At 56.0% G+C, this 17,332-nt stretch carries 13 protein-coding genes; 9 read left to right on the top strand and 4 right to left on the bottom strand.

Annotation, left to right across the window (positions count from 1 at the left end; genetic code table 11):
* The 6 genes from ABLV75_RS07565 to ABLV75_RS07540 all read left to right on the top strand — a co-directional run.
* On the top strand, positions 1 to 3,252 hold a 3,252-nt coding region (locus tag ABLV75_RS07565), incomplete at its 5' end, for a type I secretion C-terminal target domain-containing protein (RefSeq protein WP_348854913.1).
* A 170-nt stretch (positions 3,253 to 3,422) separates the two neighbouring features.
* Positions 3,423 to 4,859 (top strand): TolC family outer membrane protein, encoded by a 1,437-nt coding sequence (locus tag ABLV75_RS07560; RefSeq protein ID WP_004100810.1) that lies wholly within the window; start codon positions 3,423 to 3,425, stop codon positions 4,857 to 4,859.
* Positions 4,856 to 7,003 (top strand): type I secretion system permease/ATPase, encoded by a 2,148-nt coding sequence (locus ABLV75_RS07555; RefSeq protein WP_004100811.1) that lies wholly within the window; start codon positions 4,856 to 4,858, stop codon positions 7,001 to 7,003. Before ABLV75_RS07560 ends, ABLV75_RS07555 begins: the two co-directional genes overlap by 4 nt.
* Positions 7,000 to 8,205 carry an HlyD family efflux transporter periplasmic adaptor subunit gene (locus ABLV75_RS07550; protein WP_004100812.1) on the top strand — a complete coding sequence of 402 codons (1,206 nt, stop codon included), beginning with the start codon at positions 7,000 to 7,002 and terminating at the stop codon, positions 8,203 to 8,205. Before ABLV75_RS07555 ends, ABLV75_RS07550 begins: the two co-directional genes overlap by 4 nt.
* Before the next feature lie 224 nt (positions 8,206 to 8,429).
* Complete coding sequence (locus ABLV75_RS07545; protein WP_004100813.1) at positions 8,430 to 11,573, top strand: glycosyltransferase; 3,144 nt, start codon at positions 8,430 to 8,432, stop codon at positions 11,571 to 11,573.
* Between the two features lie 42 nt (positions 11,574 to 11,615).
* The gene (locus ABLV75_RS07540) at positions 11,616 to 12,584 is read left to right on the top strand and encodes a hypothetical protein (RefSeq protein ID WP_004100814.1); all 969 of its coding nucleotides are present in this window, start codon (positions 11,616 to 11,618) and stop codon (positions 12,582 to 12,584) included.
* Here the strand turns inward: ABLV75_RS07540 and hspQ are convergent.
* The gene (hspQ, locus tag ABLV75_RS07535; protein ID WP_004100817.1) at positions 12,581 to 12,898 is read right to left on the bottom strand and encodes a heat shock protein HspQ; all 318 of its coding nucleotides are present in this window, start codon (positions 12,896 to 12,898) and stop codon (positions 12,581 to 12,583) included. The two genes, ABLV75_RS07540 and hspQ, sit on opposite strands and share 4 nt — an antisense overlap.
* A gap of 59 nt (positions 12,899 to 12,957) precedes the next feature.
* Positions 12,958 to 14,160, bottom strand: a complete 1,203-nt coding sequence (gene rlmI / locus ABLV75_RS07530; RefSeq protein ID WP_004100820.1) for a 23S rRNA (cytosine(1962)-C(5))-methyltransferase RlmI — start codon at positions 14,158 to 14,160, stop codon at positions 12,958 to 12,960.
* A 190-nt stretch (positions 14,161 to 14,350) separates the two neighbouring features.
* On the opposite strand from rlmI, the gene ABLV75_RS07525 reads away from it, so the two are divergent.
* From ABLV75_RS07525 to yccX, 3 genes are read left to right on the top strand one after another with little or no spacing between them, the layout of a single operon-like run.
* The gene (locus tag ABLV75_RS07525; RefSeq protein ID WP_004100822.1) at positions 14,351 to 14,905 is read left to right on the top strand and encodes a YbhB/YbcL family Raf kinase inhibitor-like protein; all 555 of its coding nucleotides are present in this window, start codon (positions 14,351 to 14,353) and stop codon (positions 14,903 to 14,905) included.
* Between the two features lie 16 nt (positions 14,906 to 14,921).
* Complete coding sequence (locus tag ABLV75_RS07520) at positions 14,922 to 15,710, top strand: helix-turn-helix domain-containing protein (protein ID WP_004100823.1); 789 nt, start codon at positions 14,922 to 14,924, stop codon at positions 15,708 to 15,710.
* A gap of 52 nt (positions 15,711 to 15,762) precedes the next feature.
* Positions 15,763 to 16,044 (top strand): acylphosphatase, encoded by a 282-nt coding sequence (yccX, locus tag ABLV75_RS07515; RefSeq protein ID WP_004100825.1) that lies wholly within the window; start codon positions 15,763 to 15,765, stop codon positions 16,042 to 16,044.
* On the opposite strand, the gene tusE is transcribed toward yccX, so the two are convergent.
* Complete coding sequence (gene tusE, locus ABLV75_RS07510) at positions 16,041 to 16,370, bottom strand: sulfurtransferase TusE (protein WP_004100828.1); 330 nt, start codon at positions 16,368 to 16,370, stop codon at positions 16,041 to 16,043. The two genes, yccX and tusE, sit on opposite strands and share 4 nt — an antisense overlap.
* Before the next feature lie 88 nt (positions 16,371 to 16,458).
* Entirely contained in the window at positions 16,459 to 17,118 is a 660-nt protein-coding gene (gene yccA, locus ABLV75_RS07505; RefSeq protein WP_004100829.1) for an FtsH protease modulator YccA, read from the bottom strand.
* Between the last annotated feature and the right edge of the window lie 214 nt (positions 17,119 to 17,332).

Genomic DNA, 17,332 nt, shown 5'->3' with positions numbered 1-17,332 from the left:
GATTCTGACAGTGATTCGGATTCCGACAGTGACTCCGACTCCGACAGCGACTCCGATTCCGACAGCGACTCCGATTCCGACAGCGACTCGGATTCTGACAGCGATTCGGAGTCAGACAGAGACTCGGACTCTGACAGCGATTCTGACTCCGACAGCGACTCGGACTCTGACAGCGATTCGGATTCCGACAGCGATTCCGACTCCGACAGCGATTCCGACTCCGACAGCGACTCGGACTCTGACAGCGACTCGGATTCCGACAGCGATTCCGACTCTGACAGCGACTCGGACTCTGACAGCGATATTGAGGCCAACCCCGATAGCAACAGCCCGGACGTTGTCGCGCTGGAAGGTAACCTGAACAACGTCAGCGGTACCAGCGGTCAACTGGTTGGCCTGACCTTGCTCAGCACCGTCGATGTCTCGCTGCTGGCGGGCAATAATCTGCGCTTTAGCGTGGGATCCGGCACCGTGGAGGATATGACGGTATCGGTGAACGGCAACTCGCTGCTGACGGCGAGCGGATTGCTGACCACTATCGTCAATCTGCTGGGGGCAGGAAATACCCTGAAGGCCGATCTGTCGGTGGTGAATACGGTCACCGGTGAAGTTGTGGCGATAGCGGAAAACAGCGTCTCTATCTCGGCGAGCCTGCTTGGCGGGCTCTCCTATAACGGCACGGTCTCCTTCGCCAATCTGCCGGCCGGCGACTACACCATGGTTATCTCTGCGCCGGAAAGTAACGGCACCCTGGTATCGTTAATCAACGCGCTGGCAGCGGCCCAGGTGGCAAGCTTCGTCAACGTGGATGTAACGGATTCGGTTGGCTACAGCGTCGGCGCCATTGAAGGTAACGTGCTGGATACAACCGCCAGCGGCGATATGCAGGATAGCGGTCAGGGCATCTCGGTCACCAGTGCGGTATCGGATTCCGTCGACGGATCGACCCCGGTCAATGTGACCAGCGCTGGCGTCGATATCACCGGAGCTTATGGGGTGCTGACGATTCACTCTGATGGCAGCTATAGCTACCAGTTGACCAAAGGCGGGGCCGCTATCGGTAAATCGGATGTCTTTAGCTATACCATTACCGATGAAGCGGGTAATACATCGACGACGAACCTGACGATTAATATCGGCGGCAATATCGAACCGGCGCAGGCCAATCCGGATGCTCAGGAAACGGATCTGACCGCGACGTTCGATACCCTCAACGGAGAAAGCGGTACCGTCGGGCAGCTCGTCGGCGTCTCGTTACTCGGTAACGTCAATGTTGGGTTACTTAACGGTAATAGCTTTGACTTTGATGTGGCCGCCGGCGCGAACGAAAAAGTGCTGCTGACGGTCTCAGGGAGCACCGGTCTGAGTCTGGGCGCGGCACTGACGACGCTGCTGAGCCTGTTGGGCGGCGCATCGTCCTTCACGGCGGATCTCTCTATCATCGATAAGGCTACCGGAGAAGTCGTGCAGGTCCTGACAAACGCCGTCAACATTAACGTTAACGGCATCGGGCTCAGCCTCGGCTATAGCGGAGGCGGCTGGTCCTCGATGTTACCTTCAGGATCGTATACGGCGGTGGTCTCCTCACCGAATACCGGAGGCCTGCTGGGGGCCCTGCTGGACCTGAACCTGGGGACCTTTGTCAACGTCTCGGTCACCGATTCTGAGGGCTATCACACCGACAGCCTGACGGGCAACGTGCTGCAAAGCGATGGTGCAGGCGACGTGGCGGATACAGGGGTCAATATTAAGGTGACCAGCGTCACCGCCACCTCGGTTAACGGCGCTGAACCTAAGGAGGTCAGCGGCAGCGGAACGACGATAGAGGGCGCATGGGGATCGTTGACCATCCACAGCGACGGTAGCTATACCTATCAGCCTTATGGCGGAGTGAATAGCGTCGGTCAATCGGAAGTCTTTACGTACACCATTACTGACAGCCTCGGCCACACGGCGAGCACCACGCTGACGATCGATATCGATAGCCCGGCTTCGCTGGCGGTCAATGACCAGGTCACGCTGAACGTAGCAACGGCGCTGGCAACGGTGAATGTTCCGGCGATTGACACTGCGGGGCTGAATACAAGCGGTAAATCAACCACGGGAGGCGTATCAGCAACCAGGACCATCAACTTCAGCGTTGGGGCCGATCGCGAAATGGATACGCTCTCGGTGAAAGTGAACTACACCGCGAGTGGCTCGGTGGTCAATACCGTCAGAATTGACAGCACGGTCAGCATTTATCACGTGCTCAGCGATGGCAGTAAGGTTCTGGTATGGCAGGGCACGCCGACAGAGAGCTTGACCACCGTTATCGGCACCACAACAAATGCTGCGGATACGTTAACGCTGATGAATGTGGCATTGAGCGAAGGTAACTACGAGATGGTTCTGGTGTCTAAGGCGACCGCCACTCTTGATACTTTCTTAACGCCGGCACCGAATTATACCGTCGGGGCTTCGATAACCGGTACGACCATTGACACCGCGACGCACTACACGGTAGCGGGAACCAACGTCAGTGGAAATATACAGAACGGAAATAACTCAGGCGGTACGGAAGATTTCCATGGCGTACTGTACTCGTCTTACAGCGTCTCCGGACACACTTCCAGCGGCGCTGCGGAAACCTGGACTTTCCACAGCAATGGCAGTATCACGACCAGCAACGGGAGTAACGTAAGCGCAACCAGCGTCACAATTTACGGTGACTATGGCACCCTGACGATGGCGAATAATGGTTCTTACACCTACAGTCTGAAGGCAGGAATGGATGTGTCGACCATCACGCATAAGGAAGTCTTTGCCTACTCGGTGAACGACAGCAATGGCGCTTCTTCCGCGGCGACGCTGACTATCGATCTGCATCCGCAGATTACCGGCAGCGTGAACGGCGACGACATCCACAGTACCGCTTACGACGATACCTTCACCCTGGGCATCGGGGCCGACACGGTAATCTACAACCTGCTGGCCGATGATAATACCGGCGGCAACGGAAGCGATACCTGGAAGGACTTCTCGGTTGCGCAAGGGGATCATATCGACGTATCGGCGCTGCTGGTCGGCTGGGATGGTAACAGCAGTAGCCTGGGCAATTATGTCACCTTGAGCTACGTGGGCAGTAATACGGTGGTATCTATCGACCGCGACGGTGGCGCAGGCGGCCATCAATCGACAACCTTAATCACGCTGGAAGGGGTGCATATCAATTCGCTCAACGAGCTGCTTGATACTAATAACTCCAACTAACTAGCTTAAATCGATGACGGCACAGGGAAGCGCCGTCCAGATTATTTTATCGCGGAGGAATCATTCAGGTCAGTGAAGCGGGAGATCGCCGACTATCATTTAATAAAAATAATGATGCGGAAATTATTATATCCGTTTTTTCAGTGCGTGTTTTCTGAAGGGTAAATTTGATGCGTCTATTTATACAAAAAAGGAATGTCATAACCTGTGGCTATACAGCTCTATTAATCACGTTAAATCCGTCGCTTTCAGCTCATGCGGAAAATTCATATTTGCTGCCGAATGATATTAGCAGCCAGCGTTTAACCGATAATCAGCAGGTCGCGGGGTATAACGACGAGATTATTAACAGTCAGACCCGAATATCCGGTCCGCTGGATATTAAAAAGGCGGTAAAAAACGCGGTGAACTGGCATCCCTCTATTACGCAGGAGGTCAGTAAGCTTCAGGAGATGGCGCAAAAAGTTGATGTGGCGAAAGCAAAATATTACCCGCAAATAAGTGCGGGTATGAATAATGGTTATACAAACACTTATTCTGATGCCGGATATACGCCATCGCTGGTCGTCTCAGTGTCGCAAATGCTTTACGACTTCGGCAAAGTGTCCAGTTCGGTGAGAGCAGCAGACTCCGGCGTGGCTCAGCAGCAGGCCACCGTGATGCTGAATATCGATCAGGTCGCTCACGATACCGCCGCGGCGGTAGTCCAGGTGCAGGGCTATCAAAAGCTGGTTGAAATCGCCAAAGCGCAGGTTAACTCGCTACAGCAGATCGGCGATCTTATTCGCCAGCGCAACGATGCGGGGGCATCTTCATTATCGGACGTTGTGCAGACCGATACCCGCGTGGAAGGCGCGCAATCCACGCTCCTGCAATATCAGGCGGCCCTTGAACGCTGGAAAGCCACGCTCGCGACCTATATCGGCATCGGCGGAATCGCGACGGTAACGGATGATGTCCCGCAGGGAATGGATGCCGCCTGCGCGGTATCCAAAATCGATTACCGTTCCGTTCCAGCGGTACTGGCGGCGCTGGCCCAGGCCGGTCAGGCGCAGGCGCAGCTGGATAACGCCAACGCGCAAATGCTGCCGACGATTTCCCTGGAACCGGAGGTGACCCATTACCTTAACGATAACTACGCCAACAGCGCGGTGCTGAATAAAACGCAATATTCCGCTTGGGTAAAAGTGCAAATGCCTATCTACCAGGGCGGGGCGATGACCGCCTCCCGAGACGCCGCCCAACAAAGTCTGGCGGCGGCGAATGCGGCGATCAAAACCGCCCAGCTGGACGCCAGCCAGAAGCTGAACGCCTCTCGCGATGAAGCGGTCAATCTTGCCCAGTCGCTGGGGATTCAGAAACGACAGCAGCAGCTGGGCGAGCAAACCCGGGCGCTGTACCAGGATCAGTATCTCCAGCTCGGTTCACGGCCGCTGCTGGATCTGCTCAACGTCGATCAGGAAATTTACCAGGCCAGATTTAGCCAGGTCCTGACGGAATCACAACTGCGCTCGCTGGAGCTGGACTGCCTGTTCAGCACCGGCAAGATGCGCACGGTGTTCGCGCTGGAAAATCAAAATATCCAGGGCGTGGAGATCCGCCCATGACCCCACAAGATGAACGTGCCGGAATACCGCACTTGTCCGATTGGTCGAATGCGATTGCCTTTATTGCCAACCACTATCGACAAAGTTTTTCTCCCGGAACGCTACATGCGGCTGCCGAATGGGCGACGCAGAAAACGCTGCCCGAAGCGCTCCGGCACCTGGCGCGCCACGCCGGATTACACTGCCAGTTTTTATCCGCCACCGATCAGAAAATGTCGGCCTGGCGGCTACCGCTCGTTATCCAGCTGCGCGATGGCCAGGTGGCGATAGTTGAAAGCTTTGACGTCAATAATGCCGTCGGGGTGCGGTTCGTGAAGGAGCTGTCGCTGCTCAGCTACTGCCCGCTGGAAACTCTGCTGCCGGAAATTGACAAGACCGTTGCTTTTCGCCCGTCGGCTCCGGAAAGGGATATTCGTACAGAAAGCTATCTGACCCGCTTTCAGCCGGACTGGCTGCGTAAAATTGTGCTGAAAGATCTTCGCCCCTATATGCACGTCATGCTGGCTTCGTTCGCCATTAACGTTCTGGCGCTGAGCGGGATTCTGTTTTCGATGCAGGTATACGATCGGGTGATCCCGGCCCAGTCTTATCCCACTCTTTATGTCCTGTTCAGCGGCGTATTGCTGGCGGCGGTATTTGCTTTTGCGCTGAAAATTATGCGCGGACACGTCACGGATCTGCTCGGCAAACGTGGGGATATTCGGGTCTCGGACCGGGTTTTCGGCCACGCGTTGCGCCTGAAAAACAGCGCAGTGCCGCGCTCAACGGGGAGCTTTATTTCGCAAATCCGCGAGCTGGAGCAGGTGCGCGAAATGATGACCTCAACGATGATGACCATCGTGGCGGATTTACCGTTCTTTTTGCTGTTCCAGGTGGTGCTGTTTATCGTCTCGCCGTGGCTAAGCTGGATAGCGCCGGTGGCGACGGTTCTGATGATCCTGCCCGGCCTGCTATTGCAGCGCAAGCTCGCGGCGCTGGCCAACAAAAATCAGCACGAAAATACCTTACGAAACGCCATTCTGGTGGAGAGTATTCAGGGTTTGCAGGACATCAAAATGATGCAGGCGGAAAGCCGCTTTTTGCATCAGTGGAATAGCTATATTGCGATTACCGCCGAGTCGGGGGTCAGAACGCGCAGGCTCACTCACGGCCTGGTCAGCTGGGGAATGTCGGTACAAAACCTGCTATACGCCACGGTAGTGGTGGTCGGCGCGCCGCTGGTGATTAATGGCGACATCACCACCGGGGCCATGGTGGCGGCATCGATGCTTTCAACCCGCATGGTCGCGCCGATGACCGCGCTGTGCGGCGTGCTTGCTCGCTGGCAGCAGGTGAAAACGGCGAAGGCCAGCCTCGATAATCTGATGGCGCTACCGGTCGAAGGCGGCCAGGACGAACCCCGGGTTCACCGCGCCGTGCTGCACGGTAACTATGAGTTCCGCCAGGCGGAATTCCGCTACGGCCTTAACGACGCCGCGATTCCGCTGCGAATTAACCAGCTATCGATTAAAGCCGGTGAGAGAATCGCCATCCTTGGGCGAATCGGCGCCGGTAAATCGACCCTATTGCAGGCGATGATGGGCAACGTCGAGCTGGTCGCCGGCGAACTGCGGCTGGATGATTTAAGCCTGCCGCAGATCGACCTTGCGGATATTCGCCGCAACGCCACTTTGCTCACCCAGGAGGCGCGGCTGTTTCACGGCACCCTGCGCGAGAATTTAATCCTTGGGCGGCCAGCGGCGACGGATGATGAAATCTTCTCGGTGCTTACCCTGTGCGGCGCTCTGGAGTTTGTACGCAAACTGCCCCTCGGCCTCGAACATATTGTCATGGAAGGCGGGGTGGGGCTTTCAGGCGGCCAGCGCCAGTCGCTGCTGCTGGCCAGAACCCTGCTGCGCGATCCGAACATCGTCCTGCTTGATGAACCGACCTCTTATTTCGACGAGCGAACGGAAAAGGCCTTTGTGGAACAGCTGGCGCTGTGGGCCGGCGAGCGAACGATGATTATCGCCACGCATAAAGCGGCGGTGCTCAATATCGTTGACCGGATTCTGGTCATCCAGGATGGACAGCTGGCGCTGGATAAACCTAAAGCCACCGTCTTTGAACAAGAGAAAGCCCGCGGCCAGGTGGTGAATATATGAATAAGCTTCCCATGATGGCGGATCATGACCCGGTGGCGCTGCTGCCGGATAACGAACAAGACGAAGCGAAGATCGTAAAATCGCGGCGGCTGATACTGCTGCTGGCCGGTATGCTGCTGGTGGGCGCTGTCTGGGCCTGGTTCGCCGTGCTGGATGAAGTCTCTACGGGCACCGGAAAAGTGATCCCCAGCTCCCGGGAGCAGGTGATTCAGACCCTCGATGGCGGCATCTTAACCGAGCTGAACGTGCAGGAGGGCAGCAAAGTGCAAGCCGGACAGGTCGTGGCGCGCCTCGACCCCACCCGCAGCGAATCTAACGTGGGGGAAAGCCAGGCGAAGTATCGCGCCTCTCTGGCGGCGAGCATTCGCTTAACTGCTGAGGTCAACAATCAGCCGCTGGTGTTTCCCGACACCCTGAAAGCCTGGCCCGCGCTGTTGGCGGAGGAGACCCGCCTTTACCATAGCCGCAAGGAGCAACTGAGCAAATCGACGCGTCAGCTGGATGAGTCGTTAAAGCTGGTCAATAGCGAACTGGCCATTACTGAAAAACTGGCGAAAACCGGGGCGGCGAGCAACGTCGAAGTGCTGCGTCTTCGTCAGCAGGTCGCGGATATTAGTTTTAAAAAAATCGATCTCAATACGCGTTATTTTGTTGACGCGCGTGAACAGCTGTCAAAAGCCAATGCCGATGTAGCCAGCCTGGCGGAAGTGATTAAAGGGCGCGCCGATTCGGTGACGCGTTTAACCGTCCGCTCGCCGGTACAGGGAATTGTTAAAAATATTAAGGTCAATACTATTGGTGGGGTTATTGCGCCCAATGGCGAATTGATGGAAATCGTGCCTGTAGACGGCCGTTTATTAATCGAAGCGCGGATCTCCCCTCGCGATATTGCTTTTATCCATCCCGACCAGCAGGCGCTGGTCAAAATTACCGCCTATGATTATGCCATCTATGGCGCACTTAACGGCGTGGTGGAAACCATATCGCCGGATACCACTCAGGATGAAGCTAAACCCGATATTTACTACTACCGGGTATTTATCCGTACTGATAATGATTACCTGGAGAATAAGAGCGGCAAGCGCTTTTTAATTGGCCCGGGGATGATCGCTACCGTTGATATTAAGACCGGTGAAAAAACGGTTATGGATTATCTGGTAAAACCATTTAATCGGGCCAAAGAAGCATTACGGGAGCGCTAATCAAAGTGCGAACATCTTGTCGGCTACGGGTTCTCCGCCGTTTGCGGTCCGGGAGATGTGTCGGGGCTGATACCCCGGCGCGGCATACGGGAATGACAGGTCGGATAAGGCGTCATACGCCACCCGACAATAATGTGGCGCAATCCCTAAAACGAGTTTGTTTGCAGTCTCTGATAATAATTTTTAAACATCCAACGCATTCTTGAATAAATGGAGAGGGAAAGATGGCGCTAAGTGACTTACTGCAACAAGCTTGCTTTCAGGCCAAAAAATTGAAATCCACCGTGTTGCCCTCTGACTATCCGGCATGGGTGATTTTCTTTAGCGTCAGCGATGGCAAAGAGCGGGCGCATATGCATATCGCCAGCGGAACCAGCTTCGATCTCGCCTGGCTGGCGGGGGCCAGAGCGCTGCAGGAGTGGCGTAAAAAGCAGGCCAATGAACCGCAGTGGCTGCGTATCGACGTTGTGGACAGCGTGGAAAAGCTCAGCTGGCACTCCCTCAATGAGAAATTCAGAGTCACCAAGCGCAACTATTTTCGCTTTGGACTCGCGTTTGACCCGCAGTTTAGCTGTGCGATGCTAGAGCAGGAAATCGCCGGCAACGCGCTGCTCTACGACGGCGATAATGGCGTCGTCGCGCCGAATAGCGTCAATTTGCAAAACTACGGCCAGCGGCGGTTTAAGCAGACGCTTAGCTGGCCGGAGGATCCGCAGCAGCCTCTGTGGCGTTTTAAAACCCAGGCGGTCTTTTGCGATCGCTTTGGCGTAAAAGTCATTGAACATGCCGGGAGGGGCTCCGGCTATCGCGCCATTGGGGAAAACTGGCAGCAAGCGTGCCTGGCTGAGGTGATTAAAAAAGGCAGCGATTATCTGGCCCGTCAGGTCAGGAAAGACGGGCTGTATCATTATGGCTGGTTTCCCTGTTTCGATCGCCCGGTCCGTTCCTATAACGCGCTGCGCCACGCCAGCTCGACCTATTCGCTGATCGAAGGCTGGGAAGCGACGCGCCTGCCGTCGGTTCGCCAGGCCATAGACCGGGCGATTGCGTATCTGGTAAGCACGCTGATTGAGGTGCGGACGTTGGATGATGGGCGCGAGGCAGCGTTCCTCTGCGACGTTGGCGAGGAGATCAAGCTTGGCGGTAATGCCGTCAGCATCCTGGCGCTGGTAAAATATACCGAAACGACCGGAGACCGGCAGTACCTGCCGCTGATGGCGCAGCTGGCGACCGGTATTGCCTGGATGCAGGATCCGCAAAGCGGCCAATTTGTTCATGTATTAAATAGCCACGATCTGTCGTTGAAGGCCAAATTCCGCATTATCTACTACGATGGCGAAGCGGCGTTTGCCTTGATGCGCCTGTACGGCCTGACCAAAGAGCCATTGTGGCTGGACGTGGTGGAAAAAGCCTTCGCCTATTTCATTCAAAACAAACACTGGCAGCATCACGACCACTGGCTGAGCTACTGCGTAAATGAATTAACCCGCTTCCGCCCGGAGGAGAAGTACTTTCGTTTTGGTCTCAATAATGTGCGCGATCATCTTGATTTCGTACTGCATCGTGTGACGACCTATCCCACGCTGCTGGAGCTAATGATGGCGGCGTCGGAAATGGTCACCCGGCTGGGCGCCTCGCCCGAGCACCGCCACCTGCTGGATGATTTTGACCAGCAAAAATTCTGGCAGGCGCTGGAAACCCGCGCCCGCTATTTGCTGAACGGCTTCTTCTGGCCCGAGCTGGCGATGTTCTTTAAAAATCCCGCGCGGATCGTTAACAGCTTCTTTATACGCCACCACAGCTACCGCGTACGTATCGATGACGTCGAACACTATCTCTCCGGCTTTATCGCCTATCAGAAATACCACTTAGCGGCAAAAAAGCCGTCGCTCCAGCAGGACAACGCGCCGTCGTCGATTGATGCGACGCCCGTTTTTCTGCTGGAGACGCTACGCGATGTCGGTAACGGTATCGAGGTGGCCGCCATGCGGCGGGCGAAGCTGTTCACCGAACATCTGCGCGCCGTACCCTGGCTGATTACCGCGACGTGGAATCCCGAATTACCCACGGTGGTCAAGGCGCTGAAGGCGCGGGGGGCGCTGCCCAAAGAGGTACCGGTTTATAACCTTTACCAGTGGTTAAGCGACTGCCTGGAGATGAACGCGATTGCGACGCTGGAGCCGCTGGTGGGGAGTATTGAACTCAGGCATGTCGTCAATCCCGACGCGGACCTGCCGGTGGGAAAACAGAACTTCCTGCTACGCCCGCAGGGGAAAATTATCGAAGATTATATCGATAGCGCCGGCAATATTCTGCTGCGTAAAAGCTTTGATGAGAAGAAAGGCAACCTGCGGCTCAGCGCTCTGGAAATTGCCCTCGCCGGGGGCGACGTCAAACGCTTTACTCTGGAGGAGGACTTTTTTTCGTGGATGCTGGAAACCATGCTGGCGGGGAAAGGGCGTTGGCACTTTATCGTGGATAAAAATAAAACGTGGAAAAACTTCGTCTGTTCACGGCCAGCTCAGCGTATGGCCTGCTCATTAAGCGCCATTATTCACTCCCATCATCAGCTCTCTAACGGCGCGCTGAAAAGCTCATATCGACACCTCCTGGAGCAGCCGGATCTCGTCGACCAGTTGATTATCCTCACCGATGAGCAGTGGCAGGATTTGCAGCAGGAGGGATTCCCGGCTACGCAGATGGCGGTGATCCCCAACCATCTCGATAACGGCAATATTCCGGCGAACCCGCAGAAAGTGCCGTCACAAACGGTTATCTACCTCGCGCGTTACTCGGAGGAGAAGCAGCACGCCTTACTGCTGAGCGCCTTTCGTAAAGTGCTGGCGGTTATCCCCGATGCGCAGCTGCACACTTATGGCGTAGGGCCGCTGCGGCGCAGCCTGAGCGCGCAGGTGGCGGAGTGGGGGCTGGCGCAGGCGATCCATATCAATGGCTTCACGTCCGACATCGCCCAGGCGCATAAAACGGCCTGCTGTACCGTGCTTTGTTCGACTCAGGAAGGGCAGTCTATTTCCGCCGTGGAGGCGATGGCCTACGGTACCCCGCTGATTAGCTTTGCTATCAAATACGGTCCGCGCGACATCCTGCAGGACAGGCAGGCGGGGATGCTGGTTCCCTGCGGCGATGAAGAAGCTCTGGCGGCGGCGTTGATCAAGGTTATCGCGGACAAAACGCTACAGCAAAGTATGCGGCAGGCCGCGCTGTGCAACGCTCAACGCTATTATGCCAGCGCCATCGCCGAACATTGGGCGGCGTGGCTGCAGGCCAGCGAGCGGCTGATGGCAGCGCAGGCGAAGGCGGATTTCGGCCTGGCCAGCAAGAGTCCACAGGCGGCAAGCTTTGGGTAACCGTCCGTGTCCGTTTCCCCCGCGCTCGCCGCAGGAGAGGCCATGAGGCGAGTCGTCGCGCTGCTGCTGGCCTGCGGCGGCTGTGCGCCGCTGCTGGCCCGTGACGTGGTGCAGGTTGCCCGCTGCGTGCCAGGATCGCTGCTGCACAATCATCATCTGGAAAAAGCGCACGTTGTCGATGAGTTTCATATTTATTACAGCCTGCAGGGTAAGGACGCCCTGCAATATCCGCAGGATAGTACCGGCGATGGCGTGCCGGATGTCGTGAAAGACATCGCGAGCCAGCTTCAGGCTGCAAAATATCTTTACACCTCGCTGCTGGGTCTGCGACCGCCGCTGCAGCAGAAAATTTATACCCAGGCCCGACAAATTAATATCTACCTGCTGACGCTTCCCAAAGGTCACGGCCTGGCCTTTGACCGCGTGGCGGCGGAGACCATGAGCGATGGCGCGACGCTCCCCTGCGGTTTAAAAATTGTCCTCAATGCGGCCCGGCGGCCGGCGCGCAACGTTACGCCCGCTCATGAATTGTTCCATTTGTATCAGTACGGCTACGCGGTTTTTAAACAGAAATGGTATCTGGAAGGCATGGCGCGCTGGATGGAAAATGCATTCAGGCCCGCGGAGCAAAGCATCTTGCCGTTAGCCGCCCCGCCCGTTTGCGAAAATTATTTCTCGCGCGGCTACGGCGCGGCAAGCTTTTGGGCCAGCTACGCGCAGCAGTCGTTTGCCGCCACCATATTGCCGGACCACGCGCTGGTGTATCGCTACATCGACGGTAGTCCTGTGTTTAAAATTCAGGTTTTACCGGGTGGGGCGATGCTCGCGCCTTTTTTTCAACAGCTTGCGCTTAATAGCGAGGGCATTTCACGTGAGATGAAGCTGGCTAATACCCGCTGGAGTGAAAAACAGCAGCGTGACGGACGGTTCAATAACCAGATATGCCAGGCGCTGGCAGCGACTGCAAAAAGAGAGGGGAATAAAAAACCCGCAGCGCGGGTTTTAGATTAGTTGCGCAATCGCGGCGCCTGCAGCTGCTGGCGTATGGTTCTCGCCAGCTCGTCCAGAGACGGTTGCTCCGGATGCTCGTCGCTGGGCTCGCTGCTTAGCTGCGCTTCTGCAAGATAAGTGTGAATCGGCTGGCCATCGTCATCTTCCATCACCACGTGATACCAGGGCGCAAGACGCAAATCGTCGTTAGCGGCGATTTCGTCCACTTCCGGCTCCGTGAGCGAATATTCTGGATCGACATCGACGATTACGCCCAGGTAGCCCAGAAGCGTGTGGCGAACTTGTTGGCCGATACCGAATTTGCTGGCTATCATAAGCACCTCCCGGGTTACATGATTACCTGCTATATGCGGGCCGATTCTCCATTTTCAAGTTACATAATGCGACAAGCAAACCCTTTCAGATATAGCCCTTCCGGATAGGTTGCAATCACCGGGTGATCGGCAGCCTGACGGAACTGTTCTATAAATTGTACATCACGTCCGGCATCCAGGGCGGCATCGGCGATGATTTTCTGAAATAAATCGGTGGTCATCAGGCCGGAGCAGGAGAAGGTCAACAGAATGCCGCCGGGGTTCAGGAGCTGGATCGCCAGCATATTGATATCTTTATAGCCGCGGCAGGCGCCCATCAGCTGGCTTTTGTTTTCGACAAACTTTGGCGGGTCCATCACGATGACATCAAACTTTTCGCCTGAATCGCGATATTTACGCAACAGCTTGAACACATCGTCACGGACGAATTCCGCTTTCGATAAATCCAGCTTATTCAGCTCAACGTTCTGTCTGGCGACGTCCAGCGCTTCCTGCGACGTATCGACGCTGACAACCTGACGGCAGCCGCCCATCAGCGCAGAGATGGCAAAACCGCCGGTATAGGAGAAGCAGTTCAGCACACGTTTATCCGCAACATAGCGACGCGTCGCCAGGCGGCTGTCGCGCTGGTCAAGGTAATAGCCGGTTTTGTGGCCGCCCTGAATGTCGACCAGCAGCTGCATACCGTGCTCGGTAATCGGCAGCAGGGCAGGCGGCAGTTCACCGATCACCGGCCCTTGCGCCAGCTCCAGGCCCTCTTTTTTACGTACCGCGACATCGCTACGATCGTAGATGGCGCAGTTCGGGAACAGCGTTTGCAGCGCGCTGACAATTGACGCGCGCTGATATTCAGCGCCGGCGCTCAGCAGCTGCAGCACAAAAAAGTCGCCAAAACGATCGATGGTAACGCCCGGCAGGCCGTCGGATTCTCCGGCAATCAGGCGGTAGCTATCGAGCCCGTCGCGGGCCGCCAGCCACTCACGCCAGGTGTGCGCCTGCTGCAGGCGACGCTCGAAAAAGGCGTTATCAATGGCTTCAGTGCGATCGAAGCTCCAGACGCGGGCGCGGATCTGCGACGAAGGCGAATAGGCGCCGCGGGCCAGCCATTTTCCCTGTGAATCCACAATATCGATGGTTTCACCTGAACGGGCTTTACCTTCCATCCGGGCGACGGCGCCGGAGAAAATCCACGGATGGCGACGCAGCAGGGATTTCTCGCGTCCTTTGGTTAACACTAAGCGGGGGAAAATGGAGTCTGTCATGGAGCTACCTTTAAGCAACGGGAATATCGGCACCGAAAAATGGCGCATAGATTAGCACAAGTGGCTGTGGCAAGCACCATTCCACCGCTATCGGCAGGTGAGCGTTTCGGCACAAAATGCAGGCGCTTTGGCACAATAAAAATCTCGCCGCGATCTTACAGTATTTCCTCAACCGACGGAGGAGAATACGATGAAAACAGGATTGAAATGGGCTGTCGCAATAATGGTTATTATGAGCGGAACGGCGAATGCCGCAGCGTTTAGCATCAGCAGCGTAGATATGCGCGATGGCGAGTCTCTGGCGCAGAATCACTGGTTTGGCGGCTTTGGCTGCACCGGCGGCAATGTATCACCGCAGATCGCCTGGCAAAATGCCCCCGCGGGTACCCGTAGTTTCGCGGTGACCGCTTATGACCCGGATGCGCCGACCGGGAGCGGCTGGTGGCACTGGACGGTGGTGAATATTGCCCAACAGGTGACAAGTTTAGCCGCTGGCGCCGGAGACAAAAATAACGCTAAACTGCCTGCCGGGGCGGTACAGGGGCGCAATGACTTTGGCTATGCGGGTTTTGGCGGCGCGTGCCCGCCGGCCGGAGATAAACCTCATCGCTACCGCTTTACGGTCTGGGCGCTTGATACCCCGACGCTGCCCATTGATAGCGCGGCCAGCGGGGCGTTAGTCGGATTTATGTTACACAGCCACGCCATCGCCAGCGCGCAGTTAACGGCGCTGGCCGTAAGATAACAAAAAGGGCGGCATGATGCGGAATATCAATTTTCACCATAATGCGCTAACGGCGGCGGAAATTACCACCCGCCGTCTATGCAAACTGCACCGCGTCACGCTGTTCTCGCCCGCGATCTGCCGGGTAAACCGCGGCAGTAAGGTCATTGTGCAGGGAGCCAGCGAGATGCTGGCAACGCCGCAGCAGCTGATCATTTTGCCCGCCGAGGTGGAACTGGAGGTCATAAATCAGCCGGAAAACGGGCTGTTTTGCTCCGATCTGCTGTCACTAACGCCCGAGCTGTTGGCCGATTTTAAGCATCGCTATATGAGCGAACCGCAGGTCGGTCGTTTGACTTCGCTTTGCGCGCCGCTGGCGCCGGAACTGTCGTTTATGTGGCAGAGCGTTCTGCAGGCGGTGCGGGAAGGGCTTTCGGCGGAGTTACAGCATCATCAGGCGATGGGGTTGCTGCTGGCGTTGTATCAGGCCGGATACGCCGGACCGCTGCTTAACGAACGGCGCGACGACATAACCGGTCAGGTCAGGCAGATTATTATGCTGTCGCCTGCCGAAGCGTGGAGCGTGGCGAAAGTCGCAAAAATGCTGTTTCTTGGCGAATCGACGCTGCGCCGCCGTTTGCAGCAGGAGTCCCGGAGCTTTCGCCAGATCGTGGAAGAGGTGCGGATGGCCTACGCGCTGGGGCAATTACAGTCGACGTCGCGGCCCATTGGCGACATTGCGCAAAGCAGCGGCTATCTGTCAGGCTCGCGCTTTACCGCCCGTTTTCGTCAGCACTATGGATTATTACCAAAGCATGTACGCTGAAAGAATTTGCTATCCTCTGTCATTGAGTCAATGTCCGGAAAGGAGAGAAAGCATGGCAACGGTTTGCACGATGGCGTGGGTATACGGTTCCGTTCAGGGCGTCGGATTTCGCTATTCTACCCAGCGCGAGGCGCTACAGCTTGGGCTAACGGGATACGCGCGCAACCTAGACGACGGCGGCGTGGAGGTGCTTGCCTGCGGAGAGCCGGAGCAGGTGGAGAAACTTATCGCCTGGCTGAAAGCCGGTGGGCCGCGCAGCGCGCGGGTGGACAGGGTTCTGACCGAGCCGCATCAACCCACCAGAGAGTGGCAGAAATTCGCCATTTTGTATTAGATACACTTTACCGGTTTAGGCAGACCGGCGATTTTTGTCGCCTGCTTAGCCGGGCCTTTCGGAAACAGGCGGTAAAGATAGCGGCTGTTGCCTTTCTCTTCGCCGAACTTGTTCGCCATGGCTTTCACCAGCATGCGTATTGCCGGTGAGGTGTTGAATTCCAGATAAAAATCGCGCACGAAGCGCACGACTTCCCAGTGTTCAACGGACAGGGCGATGCCCTCCTGTTCAGCAATAACGGTCGCCATCGCCTCGCTCCACAGGGTCGTATCCTTCAGATAGCCTTCGCTATCGGTCTCTATTTCGTTGCCTTCAAAGATAAACATGATTCTTCACATACCGCTGAAAATGGCGGCAGTGTAGCAAAAAATAAGGCCCCGCATAAGCGGGGCCTGAGTTGAGCCGGGGAGAGGATTAGTCTCTGCTGGCGAAGCCAAGGATGCTCAGCAGGCTGACGAAGATGTTGTACAGCGAGACGTACAGGCTTACGGTCGCGCGGATGTAGTTGGTTTCACCGCCGCGGATGATGTTGCTGGTCTCAAACAGGATGGCGCCTGAAGAAATCAGGATAAACACCGCGCTGATCGCCAGATGCAGAGCCGGCAGCTGCAGGAAAATATTGGCAACCATACCGATAAGCACCACAACCACGCCCGCCATCAGCATGCCGCCGAGGAAGGACATATCTTTACGGGTCGTCAGCACGTAGGCCGAGCAGCAGAAAAACACCAGCGCGGTTCCGCCCAGCGCCAGGCCAATCAGATCGCCCATGCCCGCAGACAGGTAGGCATTGAGCATCGGCCCCAGGATATAGCCAAGGAAGCCGGTAAAGGCAAACGCGGAAATAATGCCGGTAGGTTTATTTGCCGTTTTATAGGTCAGGAACATCAGGCCATACATGCCGACCAGCGTCAGAATCAGACCCGGCGAAGGCAGCATCAGTACCGTGCTGGCCGTCGCCGTAATGGCGGAAAATGCCAGCGTCAGGCTAAGCAAAAAATAGGTGTTCCGCAGAACTTTATGCGTGCTAAGCAGCGATGAACGGTCACGCGACGATGTAATTATACGATCCATGAGTCACTCTCTTATGACAGATGTAATTAATAATGAAGCATAAAAAAAACGAGGCCGAAGCCCTAATGCTTTTACCCATCTTTACTCAAAGTAAACGGGCTGGATTCAGCATTTTATTCCAGTAAAAGACGAATAAGTGGAATTTTTATTCATTTGCTTTCTGTGGCCAGATCGAAATCTGATAACTAACTGAAAAATATTGCGTTATAGCCAT

Source organism: Klebsiella sp. CN_Kp066, from assembly GCF_040065135.1.
GTDB classification, from domain to species: Bacteria; Pseudomonadota; Gammaproteobacteria; order Enterobacterales; family Enterobacteriaceae; genus Klebsiella; species Klebsiella oxytoca.
The sequence above is the reverse complement of the archived record's forward strand: the minus strand, read 5'-3'. Positions and strand labels throughout refer to the sequence as shown.